This window comes from Pseudarthrobacter sp. AG30, from assembly GCF_003116525.1.
Taxonomy (GTDB): Bacteria; Actinomycetota; Actinomycetes; order Actinomycetales; family Micrococcaceae; genus Arthrobacter.
On sequence record NZ_QEHL01000020.1, the window covers coordinates 84,460 to 100,645 of the forward strand.

General features: G+C 66.4%; 16 protein-coding genes. 2 read left to right on the plus strand and 14 right to left on the minus strand.

Annotated elements, in window-relative coordinates; all coding sequences use genetic code 11:
- Positions 1-27: 27 nt before the first annotated feature.
- The 11 genes from DC347_RS17465 to DC347_RS17515 all read right to left on the minus strand — a co-directional run bounded on the left by DC347_RS17465 (position 28) and on the right by DC347_RS17515 (position 10,569).
- Positions 28-1,026, minus strand: coding sequence for a sugar phosphate isomerase/epimerase (locus DC347_RS17465; RefSeq protein WP_109863841.1), 999 nt, complete (start codon positions 1,024-1,026; stop codon positions 28-30).
- Between the two features lie 141 nt (positions 1,027-1,167).
- Positions 1,168-1,857: a GntR family transcriptional regulator gene (locus tag DC347_RS17470; RefSeq protein ID WP_109863842.1), complete on the minus strand. Its 690-nt coding sequence runs from the start codon at positions 1,855-1,857 to the stop codon at positions 1,168-1,170.
- A gap of 118 nt (positions 1,858-1,975) precedes the next feature.
- Positions 1,976-2,752, minus strand: a complete 777-nt coding sequence (locus DC347_RS17475; RefSeq protein ID WP_109863843.1) for an SDR family NAD(P)-dependent oxidoreductase — start codon at positions 2,750-2,752, stop codon at positions 1,976-1,978.
- A gap of 9 nt (positions 2,753-2,761) precedes the next feature.
- The gene (locus tag DC347_RS17480; RefSeq protein WP_109863844.1) at positions 2,762-4,111 is read right to left on the minus strand and encodes an MFS transporter; all 1,350 of its coding nucleotides are present in this window, start codon (positions 4,109-4,111) and stop codon (positions 2,762-2,764) included.
- Positions 4,112-4,326: 215 nt separating this feature from the next.
- Positions 4,327-5,058: a FadR/GntR family transcriptional regulator gene (locus DC347_RS17485; RefSeq protein WP_109863845.1), complete on the minus strand. Its 732-nt coding sequence runs from the start codon at positions 5,056-5,058 to the stop codon at positions 4,327-4,329.
- Between the two features lie 173 nt (positions 5,059-5,231).
- On the minus strand, positions 5,232-6,134 hold the full coding sequence (gene sucD / locus DC347_RS17490) for a succinate--CoA ligase subunit alpha (protein WP_018762176.1): 903 nt from the start codon (positions 6,132-6,134) through the stop codon (positions 5,232-5,234).
- A 10-nt stretch (positions 6,135-6,144) separates the two neighbouring features.
- Complete coding sequence (gene sucC / locus DC347_RS17495; protein ID WP_018762175.1) at positions 6,145-7,314, minus strand: ADP-forming succinate--CoA ligase subunit beta; 1,170 nt, start codon at positions 7,312-7,314, stop codon at positions 6,145-6,147.
- Between the two features lie 224 nt (positions 7,315-7,538).
- Positions 7,539-8,246: a hypothetical protein gene (locus DC347_RS17500; protein WP_231369879.1), complete on the minus strand. Its 708-nt coding sequence runs from the start codon at positions 8,244-8,246 to the stop codon at positions 7,539-7,541.
- 30 nt (positions 8,247-8,276) lie between these two features.
- Positions 8,277-8,825, minus strand: a complete 549-nt coding sequence (locus DC347_RS17505; RefSeq protein ID WP_018762173.1) for an NAD(P)H-dependent oxidoreductase — start codon at positions 8,823-8,825, stop codon at positions 8,277-8,279.
- A 51-nt stretch (positions 8,826-8,876) separates the two neighbouring features.
- On the minus strand, positions 8,877-9,920 hold the full coding sequence (locus DC347_RS17510; protein ID WP_206073959.1) for an alcohol dehydrogenase catalytic domain-containing protein: 1,044 nt from the start codon (positions 9,918-9,920) through the stop codon (positions 8,877-8,879).
- Positions 9,892-10,569 carry an NADPH-dependent F420 reductase gene (locus DC347_RS17515; RefSeq protein ID WP_109863847.1) on the minus strand — a complete coding sequence of 226 codons (678 nt, stop codon included), beginning with the start codon at positions 10,567-10,569 and terminating at the stop codon, positions 9,892-9,894. The genes DC347_RS17510 and DC347_RS17515 overlap by 29 nt, the downstream gene beginning before the upstream one ends.
- Positions 10,570-10,690: 121 nt before the next feature.
- Between DC347_RS17515 and DC347_RS17520 the strand changes: the two genes are divergently transcribed.
- Positions 10,691-11,272, plus strand: coding sequence for a TetR/AcrR family transcriptional regulator (locus DC347_RS17520; protein ID WP_240617838.1), 582 nt, complete (start codon positions 10,691-10,693; stop codon positions 11,270-11,272).
- 57 nt (positions 11,273-11,329) lie between these two features.
- Here DC347_RS17520 and pcrA read toward each other — a convergent pair whose 3' ends face one another.
- On the minus strand, positions 11,330-13,822 hold the full coding sequence (gene pcrA / locus DC347_RS17525) for a DNA helicase PcrA (protein ID WP_109863849.1): 2,493 nt from the start codon (positions 13,820-13,822) through the stop codon (positions 11,330-11,332).
- Between the two features lie 77 nt (positions 13,823-13,899).
- Positions 13,900-14,730: an inositol monophosphatase family protein gene (locus DC347_RS17530; protein WP_109863850.1), complete on the minus strand. Its 831-nt coding sequence runs from the start codon at positions 14,728-14,730 to the stop codon at positions 13,900-13,902.
- A 32-nt stretch (positions 14,731-14,762) separates the two neighbouring features.
- Between DC347_RS17530 and DC347_RS17535 the strand changes: the two genes are divergently transcribed.
- Positions 14,763-15,389 (plus strand): hypothetical protein, encoded by a 627-nt coding sequence (locus DC347_RS17535; protein WP_109863851.1) that lies wholly within the window; start codon positions 14,763-14,765, stop codon positions 15,387-15,389.
- Here the strand turns inward: DC347_RS17535 and DC347_RS17540 are convergent.
- The gene (locus DC347_RS17540; protein ID WP_109863852.1) at positions 15,386-16,156 is read right to left on the minus strand and encodes a DUF998 domain-containing protein; all 771 of its coding nucleotides are present in this window, start codon (positions 16,154-16,156) and stop codon (positions 15,386-15,388) included. The genes DC347_RS17535 and DC347_RS17540 overlap by 4 nt on opposite strands.
- Positions 16,157-16,186 lie beyond the last annotated feature (30 nt).

A 16,186-nucleotide genomic window follows, 5' to 3' on the forward strand; every position in this document is an offset into this window, starting at 1 on the left:
CCGTTGGATCGGTTGGGAGCCGGCCGGCTAGCGTGCAGGGACTGCCGCGGGGGTTTGCCGGCCCTGCGCCACCAGGCTGGTGCCCAGGGCATAGCCGTCGCGCTTGGGCAGGACCTGGCGCCGGAGGTACTCCTGGTTGGCGGCGGTGACGCTCAGGCCGTCGCCGCCGTAGTGCTCCGTGCAGATGATGCCCTGGAAGCCGACGGAGATGGCGAACTGGAACGCCTCGCGGTAGCTGATGAGGCCTGATTCCATGGGAGCCGGCATGGCGACGTACTGGTTGCGGGCCTGGTTTTCATCGCGGATGTAGTTCTTGACGTGCCAGTAGTTGGCGTACGGCAGGGTCTTGTGCACCAGCTCCCGCCAGTCTTCGATGGGGCGGTGCAGGCGGATCAGGTTACCCAGGTCCGGGTTCAGCCCTACGTTGGGCAGGTCGATGTCCTGGACCAGCTGCACGGAGGAATCGCCGGTGCCCAGGTACGTGTCCTCGTACATCTCCAGCGACACCAGGAGGCCAAGTTCGGCGGCGTGCTTGCCCACTTCGCGGATACGGGTGACGGCGTTGTTCCAGCTTTCCTTGTCCCCCACCGGATCTTTGTGGCCCTCGACGGTCCAGAACCACAGCTGCTTCCGCTGCTCGGGGGTAATGGCCTGGTGCAGCCCGATCGAGACAACCTCGCAGCCAAGCTGTGCTGCGGCGTCGAGCGTGCGGTGGGTGTAGGCAAGGTTTTCTTCCCAGTTGCCTTCCTCGATCACGCTGCGGCGGATGGCCGAGATGGAGGGAAGTCCGAGGCCGGCGGCCGTGGCAGCGGCTTTCAGCTCGTCCAGCCGGGCGCTGGAAAGGTCGCCGGGGCGGACCCAGCTGTCGGTGAGGTCGGCATTGGTGAAACCGGCGTCGGCGACTTCTTGGAAGACCTGCTGCCAGTCTCCGGCAGGGGCGTCCTGGACGGCGGTTCCGTCCGGCCGGGTTCCGGGGAACTGCAGCAGGGCAGCGGCGATGGGCCAGTTTTCAGCGGTGTACGGCATTGTCACTCCAGATCATGAATCGCATTTCCTATAGGATCTATGCTGTTCGACGGCATTGTCAAGGGGTCTTGTGGAGGCCAATGGGCCATGAGGTGGCGACCGGGGGCCGCGCGGCCGCCAGGACAGCGCCGTGCGGTGCTGCTAGTTCCGCACTTCGCTGTCGTGTTGCGAGCGCTGCTTGACGCCTTCGATGTGGTCGATCATCTTCTGCCGGGCAAGCTCGGCGTCGCCGGCTTCAAAGGCTTTCAGGATCTCCGTGTGCTCGGCAATGGCGTAGTCGGCGTCCGTGACGCCCAGGCCTCCGAAGAAACGGAAACGCTGCACCTGGCCACCAAGGGCGTTGTACGCGGACAGCAGGAACTGGTTGTTCGCCGATTCGGCGATCATGCGGTGGAAGCGTTCGTCCGCTTCCCAATAAGCGCGGAACTCGGCGAACGATGGGCCGCGGGGCGCCGCTTTGAGGTCCTCGATGGCCTGCTGGAGCCGCCCGGTGAGTTCCTGGTCCGCGTGTTTGCAGGCCATGAAGGCATTGGCCGGTTCGATCACCAGCCGCGCGTCCATCAGGTCTGCAAGCTCTTCCGGAGAGAACAGGGGCGCCACCCGGTATCCGCGCAGGGCCATCCGCCGGACCATACCGGTGGCTTCCAGCCGCGCGAGCGCCTCACGGACCGGGGTCGGGGAAACGTCCAGTTCCCGGGCCATGCCATCAATGCTGACGGGGGTACCGGCTTCCAGCCGGCCGTCCATCAAGGCACCCAGGAGCGCCTCGTAAACGTGGTCGGCGAGGACCTGCCTGCTGACGCCGCCCGAGGCCTGGTTTTTGGTTGCCATGTAGAAATCCTATAGCCGGTGAACTGGCGGGAACGCTGCGGAGCCGGGTGTCCCCGGGCACACCCACGCCGGTGCCGTGCGGCCGCCACGCCGCACGGCACCAGTCCCGGCTGCGCGGTCAGGAGACCTGCAGGCCGCCGTTGATGTCGTAGGTGGCCGCAGTGATGTAACCGGCGTCCTCGCCCAGGAGGAAGGCGATCAGGGCACCCACTTCTTCCCTGGTTCCCACCCGGCCCATCATGATGCCCTCCGACATTTGGGCTTTCCGCTCGTCGGTCAGCGTGCCGCCCATGATGTCCGTGTCGATCGGGCCCGGCGCGATCGCGTTCACGGTGATGTTGTGCTCGCCCACTTCCCGGGCCAGGGCACGGGTGAAGCCCAGGATTCCTGCTTTGGAGGCACTGTATGCCACTTTGGAGTAGGTGCCGCCGCCGCGCTGGGCGGAGATGGAGGAGATGCTGACGATCCTGCCCAGTCCGCGTTCGATCATGCCTTTGAGGATGCGCTGGGACACGATGAACGTGCCGCGCATGTTGATGGCGAAGACCTTGTCCCATTCCGCCACGGTGGTCTCCATGAAGGGGGTGGGCGAACTGATTCCGGCCAGGTTGACCAGTCCCACGATGGGCGGAAGGGCCTGCTCGATCTCCGTGATGGCCCGGTCCACGGATGCTTCGTCCGACACGTCGGCTCCCACGCCGATCGCTTTGACCGCCCGGCTGGAACCGATTTCGGCGGCTGCCGCCTGGGCGTCCTCGGCATTGATATCCAGGATCGCGATGGACCAGCCCTCGCTGGCCAGCCGGTCAGCCGTGGCTCGGCCGATGCCGCGCGCCGACGCCGCACCGGTCAGGACGGCGGTGCGTTCCGCGGGGAAGATGTGCTGTGTGGTCATGGGGGTCTCCTAGTGGGTTTCGGGGGCAGGGACGGTGGCTCCGGGGGCGGAGGCACCTTCGGGCCGCTTGCGTGCGTAGAGGTAGGTGGCGGCGGCGGTCACGGCCAGGCAGGCGGCCAGGAACACCAGGCCGGTCTGGCTGTTCCCCGTGGCGTCCTTGAGGATGCCCACGATGTAGGGGGCCACGAAGCCGCCCAGGTTGCCAAGGGAGTTGACCATGGCAAGGCCCGCTGCGGCCGCAGCGCCGGTGAGGGCGGCCGACGGCATGGCCAGGAAGGGTGCGATCGCCGAGTAGATCCCCATGGCCGCGAGCGTCAGGAAGACCATGGCCAGCACGGCATTGACCGGGAGCAGGTACCCGGCGCCCAGGAGGCCGACGGCGGCGAGCACCATGCTCATGCTGGCGTGCCACACACGGTTGCCGGTGCGGTCCGAGCGCTTGCTCCAGAAGTAGACGAACACGGCTGCGATGGCGTAGGGGATGAAGACGATGAATCCCACCTGGGTGGAGTCGAACGTACCAAGCGCCTTGACGATGGTGGGCAGCCAGAGCCCCAGGCCATAGATGCCGCAGACCAGGCCAAAGTACAGCGCCGAGTAGGCGATGGTGCGCGGGTCCTTCAGGCCGGCCAGGAAGTTGTGGTTGCCGGACTTCTGCTTGTCCGCCAGTTCCGCGGCCATGGTCGTAGAGAGCCATTCGCGCTCCTCCGGCTTGAGCCACTTGGCGTGTTCCGGGCGGTCCGTCATGACGAAGGGCGTGATGATGCCCAGGATGATGGCGGGGATGCCTTCAAGGATGTAGAGCCACTGCCAGCCGTGCAGGCCCGCGACGCCTTCCAGGTTCAGGAGCATGCCGGAGACGGGAGCACCGAGGGCGTTGGAGATGGGCTGGGCCAGGATGAAGATGCCAAGCACAGTCACGCGCTGCGCCGCGGGGAACCACAGGGTCAGGTAGAAGAGGATGGCCGGGAAGAAGCCGGCTTCGGCCGCTCCAAGCAGGAAGCGGATCACGTAGAAGGTGGCTTCGCCGTTGACCAGGAACATGGCCGTGGCGAAGATGCCCCAGCTGATCAGGATGCGGGCAATCCACTTGCGGGCACCGTAGCGGTACATGCCGCCGTTGCTGGGGATTTCCAGCAGGGCGTAGCCCAGGAAGAAGATGCCGGCACCCAGGCCATAGGCAGCCTCGGTGAGGCCGATGTCGCCCTGCATGCCAAGCTTGGCGAAGCCGACGTTGTTCCGGTCGAGGTAGGCGATGAAGTACAGAAGGACGATCAGGGGCATCAGCCGCCGACGGACCTTGCGGAGGGTGGTCTCGCCCAGTTCGCTGAGTGCGGGGGCGGCGGTACGGGAGCTCATCGCTGGCCTCCCGCGGTGGCGTGGGGACCTTTATGAGGGGAATGCGCGCACATAACGACTCCTTTGGCTGGCGGCATTTCGGGGGATTTTGATATCAGATGTCTGATGTCTGACTGCGATTCTAGCCACAGGGAGATGTGGGCGTCAACACATGCGGGAGGCTGCCCGCGGGCGGCAGGTAAACGGCGAGCAACCCGGGTTTCACCCGGCAGTGCCTAGCTGGCCGTGGCGCTGTTTCGGCTCGAGACGGCGAGGTAGTTCTCGTAGTCCTCGAAGGTCTGGGTGATGTGGGCGTCCATTGTGGAGCGCGCCGTGGCAGGATCGCCCTCGGCGATGGCGGCAAGGACCATTTTGTGGTGGTGGATGGCGTGGCGCTGCACGTCGGGGAAGGCTGAGGTCTCGCGGCGCATGGCATACAGCAGGGTGGAAAGCTGGCCCAGGAGGGCGGGGACAAACGGGTTGCCGGACGCGCGCAGCACGGTGTCATGGAACGCGATGTCGGCCACGGTCAGGGCATCGACGTCTCCGGCATTGTGCGCCGCTTCCATCTGCTCCACGCTCTCCCGCAAGGCTGCAAGGTCAGCCGGGCGATGGCGGGAGGCGGCGAGTTCCGCCGCACCGGTCTCCACCATCCGGCGGACCTCGAGCAGGCGAAGGGCCACCTGGTCGGAGGCTACTCCCCTGGAGGCCGCCTGCATGATGGCGTCCATGCCGGTCCAGCGTTCGGGCGGGTTGACGAATGTGCCGAGGCCGCGTTTGACGTACACCACGTTCTGGGCCTTCAGCACTTTCATGGCCTCCCGGGCCGTCAGCCTGCTGACCCCGGATTCCTTGGCGATGTCCGCCTCCGGCGGCAGGGCGTCGTCGGCCTTGATCTCCCCGCTGAGAATGTGCTCAAGGACCTTGTCCACGACGACGTCAACCAGCGTGCGCCGCGCCTCTGCCATCCTGCTCCCCTGCCTGGGCACCGTGGCCCCTCTTGCCCTTCAACCCTACTCGACGCAGGGAGTGCGGCGACGTCGGTTACGAGACCCGCTTAAACGCCGAACGCGGGGCCGCTGCCCGGCCCGCCCCATCTGATGGGGCGGGCGGGAGTGGCCCCGCGCTGAGTGCAAGTCCCCTAGAGGGCTGCGAAAACCTCGCGCAGCAGCTTGGCGGTCTCGGACGGCGTCTTGCCGACTTTGACGCCGGCGGCCTCGAGGGCTTCCTTCTTGGCCTGGGCGGTACCGGCGGAACCGGAGACGATGGCGCCTGCGTGGCCCATGGTCTTGCCTTCGGGAGCCGTGAATCCGGCCACGTAGCCAACAACCGGCTTGGTGACGTTGGCCTTGATGAAGTCGGCAGCACGCTCTTCGGCGTCGCCGCCGATTTCACCGATCATCACGATGGCCTTGGTCTCGGGGTCAGCTTCGAAGGCGGCCAGGGCGTCAATGTGGGTGGTGCCGATGATGGGGTCGCCGCCGATGCCGATGGCGGTGGAGAAGCCCAGGTCGCGCAGTTCGTACATCATCTGGTAGGTCAGGGTGCCGGACTTGGAGACCAGGCCGATCGGGCCCTTGCCGGTGATGTTGGCGGGGGTGATGCCCACCAGCGCTTCGCCGGGGGTGATGATGCCGGGGCAGTTCGGGCCGATGATGCGGGTGACCTGGTTGCCGTCGGCGTCCACCTTGGACTGGGCCAGTGCCCAGAATTCGGCGGAGTCCTGGACGGGAACGCCTTCGGTGATGACCACGACCAGGCCGATGCCGGCCTCGATGGCTTCGACGACCGCGTTCTTGGTGAAGGCCGGCGGCACGAAGACGATGGAGACGTCGGCGCCGGTTTCAGCCATGGCTTCCTTGACGGTGCCGTAGACGTTGATTTCCTTGTCGCCGTGCAGGACCGTGGTGCCGGCCTTGCGGGCGTTGACGCCGCCAACAATGTTGGTGCCGGCCTTGAGCATCAGGGCGGTGTGCTTGGTGCCTTCGCCGCCGGTGATGCCCTGGACGATGACCTTGGAATCCTTGTTGAGGTAGATAGACATGGTGCGTCCCTTACTTAGCTGCGTTGGCGAGCTCGGCGGCCTTGTCGGCGCCCTCGTCCATGGTGGCGGCCAGGGTTACCAGCGGGTGGTTGGCCTCGGTGAGGATGCGGCGGCCTTCCTCGACGTTGTTGCCGTCAAGGCGGACTACCAGCGGCTTGTTCGCGGAGTGGCCCAGCTCGGCCAGCGCGCCAACGATGCCCTTGGCGACGGCGTCGCAGGCGGTGATGCCGCCGAAGACGTTGACGAACACGGACTTGACCTGCTCGTCGCCCAGGATGACGTCCAGGCCGGCGGCCATGACCTCGGCGGAGGCTCCGCCGCCGATGTCCAGGAAGTTGGCGGGCTTGACGTTGCCGTGGTTTTCACCGGCATAGGCCACGACGTCGAGGGTGGACATGACCAGGCCTGCACCGTTGCCGATGATGCCTACTTCGCCGTCGAGCTTGACGTAGTTGAGGTCCTGCGCCTTTGCCTTGGCCTCAAGGGGGTCTGCAGCATCCTTGTCCTCGAGCTGCGCGTGCTTGGCGTGCCGGAAGCCGGCGTTCTCGTCGAGGGAGACCTTGCCGTCCAGGGCGACGATGTCGCCGGCGCCGGTCTTGACGAGGGGGTTGACCTCCACCAGGGTGGCGTCTTCCTTCTTGAAGACATCCCAGAGCTTGAGGATCACGGCGGCGACCTTGCCGCGCAGTTCCTCGGCGAAGCCTGCGGCTGCGACGATTTCGTCGGCCTTGGCCTGGTCGATGCCCACGGCGGGGTCGATGGCGATCTTGGCCAGCGCTTCGGGGCGTTCGACGGCGAGCTGCTCGATTTCCATGCCGCCCTCAACCGAGCACATGGCCAGGTAGTTGCGGTTGGCCCGGTCCAGCAGGACGGAGAAGTAGTATTCCTCGGCGATGTCTGCACCCTGGGCGATCATCACCTTGTTAACGGTGTGGCCCTTGATGTCCATGCCCAGGATGTTGGTGGCGTGCTCAAGCGCCTCGTCGGCAGACTTTGCGACCTTGACGCCGCCGGCCTTGCCGCGACCGCCAACCTTGACCTGTGCCTTGACAACAGTCACGCCGCCGATCTTCTCGGCAGCTGCCTTTGCTTCTTCTGGGGTGTACGCCACGATGCCGGCAAGCACGGGTACACCGTGCGCCTCGAACATATCGCGCGCCTGGTATTCAAACAGGTCCACGGTTTAGTGTCCTTCTACGTCGAAGTAGTTTCTGTACAGTCGGACACCATCGGAAGGACGATGACCGGGCTGCGGATTGCACGCACCGGCGGCCTGTCTGGAAACGAGCCACGCGGCGTAATGCTCCATGGGGAACTCTAGTCCTTTGGAGCGGCCGGGCCGTCCCAGACTACCTCTTATGTGAGTAAGCACACTATTCTATGGGGCGTAGAAAAACCGCGGATTTACGGGGTTTTTGAGGCCCCTGCCTGCGGCGGGGCGGTGCTTTTGTCCGGTCCGGGAATCAGCTCGTAACGTTCAGTTGAAACGAAGAATCCGACGCCGGCGGAGACGTTTCCGCACGCCACACCGCCGTTGTAGGCCGAACAGCGCAGTCCGTTGCGCTCCAGGTTCTGCCCGTCGGCAAGCACGGGCAGCTGCGTCAGCGGTCCTGCCTTGTTTCCCTTGGGTCCGTAGGTTGCCTCCATGGTCGTCACGCCGGAACGGCACTCGCCGTAGCGTGCACTGTCCGGCGCCAGCAGGGCTGTGCCGCCGAGGTAGCCCAGGTGGGTTCCTGCGCAATCGTCCTTGATATCGGCGGCTTTTGGCGCCGGATAGGCGGCCAATTCACAGTGGGCCACGGGGACGATGGGCAGCTTGTTGTTGGCCGCGTTGCTGTAGCTGTTCTGCTCGTACGGCAGGTTCAGGTGCTCTCCACGGGCGGAGGTCAGCGAGCAGGCGATGGTCCGGTCGGCGGTAATGAAGGAGAGGACATCGCCGCCGCTGGAGAACTGCTTCGCGTCGGCCAGCGGCGCGTTCGCCAGCTGCTCCATCGGCGGCCGCGGAGGCGGCGGGACATAGGAAGGGTCGCTGGTTGTCACCGAGCATCCGGTGCCGGCCATCAGGAATAGGGCAGCGAGCATCCCCCACGCAGTCCGTCGCATGGCCTCCATTATGCCCCGCCGCCGGCAGACGGGGCGCGCTCAGCTGCCTGCTGTTGCAGGCACCGCGGAGAGCAGGTCCCGGTATCGCCGGGAATGCGCCGCCAGTTGTTCCGGCGTCGCCCCATGCGCCCCGTGCAGGACCACGGGCTCGGCCATGTCCAGCCCGCAGAGGTGTGCGGTGGCCTCCAGGGGCCGCAGCAGCTCGGCCATGGTGAAACGGTTGTGGCCTGCTGGCGAGTACGAGGATTCCGGTCCCCCGGTTGAGGTGACAAGCTGCAGGCGCTTCCCGTGCAGCGCGTCCCCACCGGCGCCGTAGGCAAAACCGCGGGTGAGCACCTGGTCCATCCATTCCTTCAGCAGTCCGGGAACGGAATACCAGTGCCAGGGAAACTGCAGCACGATGGTGTCGTTTTCCCGCAGGTACCGCTGTTCCAGCTCGGCGTCCACGCGACGGTCAGGGTAGAGGGACGCCAGGTCCCGGACTGTGACACCATCAAGGTCCCCGATGGAGGCGGCGAGATGGGCGGTGACCCGGGATCCTGCCAAATCGGGGTGGGCAACGATGACAAGGGTGCGTTGGTTGGTCATGGAGAGTCCGTATGTCCTTCCGGTGCAGCTTCGGGTTCCGGCGCCAGGGGCCTAGTCATTGGTCAGGACGACGCGGAAGCGCGCCCGGCCGGACATCATCCGGTTGAAGCCCTCGGCTGCCTGCACGAGCGGGTAGGTTTCGATCATGGGGCGCACCCCGGTCATCGCCGCGAAGCGAAGCGCGTCCTCGGAGTCTTTCGCCGTCCCGGAGGCATGCCCGGCGATCGAGCGGCTTCCGCCCACGAGGAGGCCGGCGTCAACCGGGACTGGTTCGTGCGGGACGCCAAGGACCACGAGCCGGCCACGGGCCGCGAGCCCCGGAACGGCGGCAGACATCGCATGGGCGTCGGTGACGGTGGCGAGGACGACGGCGGCACCGCCGAGGCCCCTCAGTTCCGCGGCGACGTCGGAACTGAGGCTGTCAATGTAGTGGTGGGCGCCGAGGTCACGGGCAAAGGGTTCCTTTTCGGCGCCGCGCGCAATGGCCACGGTTTCGAATCCCATCCTGGCCGCGAACTGGACACCGAGGTGTCCCAGGCCACCCAATCCAAGGACGGCAACGAGGTCTCCCGGCCGGGCACCGCTGTGGCGCAATCCGTTGAAGGTGGTGACGCCTGCGCACATCAACGGAGCAGCTTCGGCAAGCGTGAGTGCGTCGGGGACGCCAGCGAGGGCATCAGCCGGGGCAAGGACGTACTCCGCATAGCCACCATCGGCAGTCAGCCCGGTGATTTTTCCGGCCTCGCAGGAGATGAAATCCCCACGCCGGCATGGGTCGCACTGGAAGCACGCCCCGCCGAACCATCCGACGCCCACGCGCTGGCCGGGCGCCCACCGGGTCACACCGTCGCCCACCAGCTCGACGGTTCCGGGGACCTCATGGCCGGGGATGCGCGGGTAGGAAGACGCCATACCTGCTCCGGACATGGCATCACTGTGGCAGATGCCGCTGGCTGCGACCTTGATGAGTACATGTCCGTGGGGAACTTCCGGGCGATCGGTTTCAGCGAGCTGCAGGCTCGCGCCCGGAGCGGTGATGTGGACGGCTTTCGTGGTGGTTGTCCTGTCAGCGGACGATCTTGAAGTTGAAGGCAGGCGTTCCGAGTGCGCCCCACAGGCGGAGCCAGACGGGCAGCAGCATTTCGGTTCCGCGCGCCGTGGTGATGTCGCCGAGGTCGATGATGTCCTGGTGGCCGAAGTCCTTCAAGAGTCCGGTGACCACGGCCTTGGCTTCGGCGTCGTTGCCGGAGACGAAGACGGAGCCGGGGTCGGACAACTGTCCGGGATAGGCCATCAGGTCCGCGTTCATGGTGTTGAGGGCCTTGACGACGCGGGCCGCGGGGAAGGCCCGCTGGATTTGCTCGGCCAGGGAATCGGTGTCCTTGACGAAGAGGGTGGGAGGCATGCCGTTGCTGAAGTCGAGCGGGTTGGCGATGTCCAGGACCACCGCGCCGTCGAGGTTTTCCGGGCCGACCTGCTCCAGCACGTCGAGCGATGCACCGCCGTTGGTTGCGTTGATGATCAGCCCCGCGCCTTCCGCCGCATCCGAGAACCGTGCCACCTTGATGGCCGGGTTCTCAGCGGCCCAGGTCCCAAAAGCCGGGTTGCCCATGGCGTCAGCTGCGGTCCGGGACATGGCGGCCGCGGGGTCGCGGGTGCCGATGGTGACGGAATGGCCGAGCTCCGCGAGGCGTGCGGCAATGGTCCGGCCAACCATTCCGGTTCCAAGTACTGCTGTCTTCATGGTGTTCTCCTGGTGATGGCGGGGCCGCCATTCAATGTGACGGATCGTTCCCAAGTTTGTGACGGATCGTTCCGTCTGTCAAACTGGGTCAGTCGGTATCGGAGCACACTGGAGGAGAATTGTGGCGCGCAGGACGGCTGAGGAAAACCGGCGCAATGTACTTGGAGTGGCCACGCGGCTGTTCTACGCCCACGGCATACGGGCCGTGGGCATGGACACCGTGGTCAAGGAGTGCGGGGTGGGCAACGCGACCGTCTACCGCCAGTTCCCCACCAAGGACGCCCTGGCCACGGCTTATGTCCAGGGCCGGGCAGACGCCTGGTTCGAGCGCATGCGTGAGGCCGCCGGCGGGCAAGGATCTCCGCAGGACAAACTGATTGCCGTGTTCGACATACTGGCCTCCGACTGCGCCGGAAGCAGCTACCGGGGGTGCCCCATGCTGAACACCAACACGGAGTTCCCCGACGGCGTGCACCCGGCCCACCTCGCCGCGGTCGCCCACAAGCAGCAGGTCCGCGACTGGTTCCACACCCTGGCGGCCGAGGCGGGGGCCGAGGAACCTGACCGGCTCGCCGAAGAACTCCTCATTGTCCTCAACGGCGCCTACGCCACGGCCGCGGTCCTGGACGGCGCGGTGTATGGGTCGCGTGCGGTGGAAATGGCCCGCCGCCTGGTGGCCGAGTCCTGCCCGGCCCGCAGTTAACGCCGCAACGGTGGATGCTCTTGGCGGCAGCCCGCGCGTCCGCCCGCTCGTCCGCCCCTAGGCGTCGAGCTTGGTCAACGGCGCGTAGCGCAGCAGCAGGCGCTTCTCGCCGACGTCGAACTTGACCTTGGCGACCGTCTTGTCCCCCGCCCCTTCGAGCGCCAGCACCGTACCGTTTCCGAAGCTGGTGTGGTTGACCTTGTCCCCCACGCTGACGGCAATGATTTCCTTCTGCGGTTGCACCCGGGTCTTGGCAAGGAACGCCGGAACGTCGGCATTGAATCCGGCGGAAGAATCCGCCGCCGCTCCGCGGGAGGTGCCGGCGCCCCAGAAGGACCCGCTGTAACGGCCGGACCCGATGGAACCGCCGCCCGCCCACGACTGCCGGCTGGTGCCCTCACGTTTCCACTCAAGGAGCTCTGCGGGAATCTCCTCGAGGAACTGGCTGGCTGGGTTGTACTGGCTCTGGCCCCACATGCTGCGGACCTCTGAGCGGGTCACGTACAGCCGCTTGCGGGCACGGGTGAGTCCCACGTAGGCAAGCCGGCGTTCCTCTGCCAGTTCCTTGGGATCGGTGGCGGATCGCTGGTGCGGGAACAATCCATGTTCCATGCCAGTGAGGAACACCACCGGGAATTCCAGGCCCTTGGCCGTGTGCAGGGTCATCAGCGTGACCACGCCGAGACGCTTCGCCTCGGCCACGGCGGCATCGATGTCCGCGCCGGGGGCGTCCGGGATTTGATCCGCGTCGGCCACCAGCGAGACTTGCTCGAGGAACGCGGCCAGGCTGCCTTCCGGGTTCTCCTGTTCATATTCGCGGACCACGGCAACCAGTTCCGCCAGGTTTTCCACGCGGGATTCGTCCTGGGGATCGGTGCTGGAGCGCAGCGCGGCCAGGTATCCGGTCTGCTCCAGGACAGCTTCGAGTGCGGCGGCGGCGCCGGACCCCACAGCAACTTCGGCGAGGTCGTCCAGCATCTTCACGAAGCCCAGGACGGCATTGACGGACCGGGTGGCCATCCCGGGTGCCTGGTCGGCGCGGCGGGCGGCTGCCATGAAGGAGGTCCGCTCACGCTCGGCCAGCGCTGCCACCGCACCTTCGGCGCGGTCGCCGATGCCGCGTTTTGGCTCGTTCAGCACCCGGCGAAGATTGACGTCGTCGTCCGGGTTGACCAGGACCCGAAGGTACGCCAGGGCGTCCTTGATTTCCTTGCGTTCGTAGAAGCGCGTGCCGCCCACCACCTTGTAGGGCAAGCCCACGCGCACCAGCACATCCTCAATGGAGCGGGACTGGGCATTGGTCCGGTAGAAGATGGCAACATCACCGGGCCGCAGGTTGTCTTCGTCCTGGAGCCGGTCGATCTCCTTGGCGATGAACTGCGCTTCGTCGTGCTCGTTCTCGCCCACGTATCCGATGATTTTGTGGCCTTCGCCCTCGGCCGTCCAGAGCCGCTTTTCGGGCCGGTTGGGGTTGCGCGAGATGACCGAGTTGGCGGCGCTCAGGATGTTCTGGGTGGAGCGGTAGTTTTGCTCCAGCTTGATGGTCCGGGCTTCGGGGTAGTCCTTTTCGAATTCCACGATGTTGCGGATGTCAGCGCCGCGGAAGGCGTAGATGGACTGGTCGGAATCGCCCACCACGGTCAGTTCCGAGGCGCCCGGCCCTTCGCCCACAATTTCGCGTACCAGCGCGTACTGGGCGTGGTTGGTGTCCTGGTATTCGTCCACCAGGACGTGGCGGAACCGGCGGCGGTAGGACTCGGCCAGCGCGGGGAAGGCCCGGAACATGTAAACGGTCTCGGCGATGAGGTCGTCAAAGTCCATCGCGTTGGCCTGCCGGAGGCGCTGGGTGTAACCCTTGTAGACGTCCGCAACGGCGTGCTCGAACGGATCGTTGTAGTTGGCCTCGGAGGCAAAGGAGTCGGCGTCGATGAGCTCGTTCTTCAGCGCGGAGATCTTGTGCTGGATGGCTTTGGGCGCGAACTTCTTCGGGTCAAGATCCAGGGCCTTGGAGACCTGGGTGACCAGCCGCAGGGAGTCGGCGGAGTCGTAAATGGAGAAGTTCGATTTCAGCCCGACGTTGGCCGCCTCCTGCCGCAGGATGCGCACGCAGGACGAGTGGAACGTGGAGATCCACATGATCTTGGCGCGTCCGCCCACCAGCGCTTCGATGCGCTCCCGCATTTCGGCGGCCGCTTTGTTGGTGAAGGTAATGGCCAGGATTTCGCCGTGGTGGGCTCGGCCGGTGGCGATCAGGTAGGCGATCCGGTTACTGAGCACGCGGGTCTTGCCTGATCCTGCACCGGCGACGATCAGCAGCGCCGGGCCTGCGTGCTTGACCGCCTCTTCCTGCTGCGGGTTCAACCCTTCCAGCAAAGCTGCGGCATCCGGGCGGTGGCCCCGGGAATGCCCTTCCGGTGCCTGTCCTGCGCGCACGCCTCCCCCGCCCCCGGGGACCGCAACGGCGCCTTCGGAGGGCGACTTGGTGCGGGCGGTGGTGGCGGGAGCGGCCTTGAACGGCCCGTCAGAGTATGGGTCAAACAACATATCCATGGTGCCTACAAGTCTAGGCGGTGGGACTGACACCGCCTTCCAGGCTGTGGATTACGGGCTGTGTTGCCGCGGTGGCGCTACGCCACCGAGCCGGACTCGAGGGCCGCACGAAGCTCGCGGACCGCCGTCGTTCCTCCGGCCAGGAACCACTCCAGGCCATTGACCCGGACGGTGTCCACGGCGCCACCGGCTGCCCGGACAATTGCCTTGCCCGGCAACCAGTCCCACTCCGGGCAGCTGTGCTGGAACCAGCATCCCAACTGGCCGTCCGCCACCCGGCCAAGGTCGCAGGAACCCGAGCCCAGCATGCGGAGGGACGCTGCGGACGTTGCCGCGGCGTGCCACGGCATGGCGCACAGGGGATCCATCAGCCACGTGGGGTGGATGTAGGTGGCGGCGCCGAGTTCGGCCACGGGAGTGGTGTTCCGCTTGCCGCTGTCGTCGGCGAAGACGGTGAGCGCTTCGCCGTTACGGGTGGCAGGCCGGTCCCGGCCGCCGACCCAGAGTTTGTCCTCCTCCGGCTGGAAGACGGCGCCGAGCAACACGTCGGCGGAATCCTTGAGCGCTATGGCTGAACACCAGTAAGTGGAGCCATGCAGGAAGTTGTAGGTGCCGTCCACGGGGTCGATCACCCAGGTCCGGCCGCTCGTTCCCTGGACGGACGCGCCCTCCTCGCCCAGGATGCCGTCGTCCGGCCGGCAGCGCCGCAATTGCTCCAGCACGTAGGCCTCCGCGGCGTGGTCGGCCGCAGTCACCACGTCCGAGACGGAGGTCTTCTGTTCCGATTCCAGGCCGGCCATGCGCATGAGGAGCGCCAGCTGTCCTGCTTCACGGACCAGCGCCGCCGCCAGCGCGTAGTCGTCCAATGCGGGGTCAAGAACAGCTGCGCTGTGTCGGCCAGTGGTCATGGGTTCAGTTTATGGGGCGGGATAATGGTGCCATGGCCAAAACCCCTGCCCAGCGGATCAAGAAGCACGGCGCCAACGCGGTTGTGCCGCAGCATCACCTGCCACCGGTGGTCAACCCCTCCACCGCGCGCACGCCGGAGAAGGCGCAAGGCAACAGCAACCTCATTGTCATTGCCGGCGTGGTGGCCAGCCTGTTCCTGTTCTGGTACCTGCACCTGCTGACCCTGACCCAGATGACGCAGCTCTCCCAGGAGATGGCCATGCCGGATTCTCTGGTGGGCGGCTTCGATGCGGGCTACATCAGCCGTCTGCAGGAGGTCATGGACAGCGACGCCCTGGGCCAGCTGAGCTACGTCCACAAGACCGCGGGGACGCTCTTCCCGCTGATTTTTGGCTTTACCTGGCTTCTCCTCATCGGCACCAACGTGGCGCGGAAGGCGCTCCGCTGGGCATTGTGGGCTTTGCCCATGCTGTTCGTGGTGGTCCGGTTGGGCGGCAACGTGGCCATTGACGCCATGATGGCTTCCAGCGGACCCGACGCCGGCCAGGTTGGCCTGGCGTCCGGCCTCACCGTTGCCGGCTGGGTACTTTTGGTGCTGAGCCTCCTGGCCGGGGCCGCGGCCGTGTTCCTCAACAGGCGGGAACGGAAAGGGCGTTAGGCAGCTGTTGCCCTGGCGCGCGCCGCTGCCCGCCGTTCCTTCCGGTGCCGCCGCACGCGCTGCGCAATGACCAACCCGGCGGCGGCCATCCCCACCGTGACCGGATAGCCCATCAGCCGTTCCAGCGTGCCGGGCTCGGGCACCTCCATGCGGGTAAGGCCGCCGGTCGCCACGGCCGCCAGCGACACGCCTCCGCAGACCAGCAGGAACCACGCCATGCCGGTCTGCCGCCGCCACAGGATGCCCAGGACCAGCAGGGCACACCCGCCGGCCAGGAAGTAGGTTATGGCCCCCACGTAATGCAAGGGTGAGCCGGCGTCTTCCGGGACCAGGCCCACCACCACGGTCCCTGCCCCCGCGGCCCCGGTCAGCACCCGCACCCACACGGCGGCCAGCAGCGGCCTCCTGTGTGCATGGTCAACCCGGGCACCATGCCGTGCCGCGACGCACAGCAACCCCGAGCTCAGCAGCGCCGCACCCAGCAGCAGTCCAAGGCCCTGGAGGACGAACGAGCCGTTCATCAGCCAGTTCAGCGGCGAGCACACCTGCCGCCCGGCATGGACGCCGCAGTGCAGCGCACCAAGGTCGCTGATGTAGCCGGTCCGGAGGTCATACGGACGCGGGCCGGCCCAGGCGATGGCCACCACCGCCTCGGCGAGGAAGTACTGCAGCACGCTCAGCACGGACCAGGCGCCGATGTAGTGCCGGGTGGACGCGGTGTCCGGCAGGTAGGCGGCAGCGGGAGTGGCAGTCGGGGCTGGACTCATGGTTTGAGCGTAGTACGGCCCGGCACCTTG

Excerpts from the sequence above, each read along its gene's own strand:
- DC347_RS17500 (WP_231369879.1), bottom strand. The coding sequence starts at position 8,246 with ATGGAGGCCATGCGACGGACTGCGTGGGGGATGCTCGCTGCCCTATTC.
- DC347_RS17540 (WP_109863852.1), bottom strand. The coding sequence starts at position 16,156 with ATGAGTCCAGCCCCGACTGCCACTCCCGCTGCCGCCTACCTGCCGGAC.
- DC347_RS17480 (WP_109863844.1), bottom strand. The coding sequence starts at position 4,111 with ATGAGCTCCCGTACCGCCGCCCCCGCACTCAGCGAACTGGGCGAGACC.
- DC347_RS17485 (WP_109863845.1), bottom strand. The coding sequence starts at position 5,058 with ATGGCAGAGGCGCGGCGCACGCTGGTTGACGTCGTCGTGGACAAGGTC.
- pcrA (WP_109863849.1), bottom strand. The coding sequence starts at position 13,822 with ATGGATATGTTGTTTGACCCATACTCTGACGGGCCGTTCAAGGCCGCT.
- DC347_RS17505 (WP_018762173.1), bottom strand. The coding sequence starts at position 8,825 with ATGACCAACCAACGCACCCTTGTCATCGTTGCCCACCCCGATTTGGCA.
- DC347_RS17535 (WP_109863851.1), top strand. The coding sequence starts at position 14,763 with ATGGCCAAAACCCCTGCCCAGCGGATCAAGAAGCACGGCGCCAACGCG.
- DC347_RS17515 (WP_109863847.1), bottom strand. The coding sequence starts at position 10,569 with ATGAAGACAGCAGTACTTGGAACCGGAATGGTTGGCCGGACCATTGCC.
- sucD (WP_018762176.1), bottom strand. The coding sequence starts at position 6,134 with ATGTCTATCTACCTCAACAAGGATTCCAAGGTCATCGTCCAGGGCATC.
- DC347_RS17530 (WP_109863850.1), bottom strand. The coding sequence starts at position 14,730 with ATGACCACTGGCCGACACAGCGCAGCTGTTCTTGACCCCGCATTGGAC.
- DC347_RS17470 (WP_109863842.1), bottom strand. The coding sequence starts at position 1,857 with ATGGCAACCAAAAACCAGGCCTCGGGCGGCGTCAGCAGGCAGGTCCTC.
- DC347_RS17465 (WP_109863841.1), bottom strand. The coding sequence starts at position 1,026 with ATGCCGTACACCGCTGAAAACTGGCCCATCGCCGCTGCCCTGCTGCAG.
- DC347_RS17475 (WP_109863843.1), bottom strand. The coding sequence starts at position 2,752 with ATGACCACACAGCACATCTTCCCCGCGGAACGCACCGCCGTCCTGACC.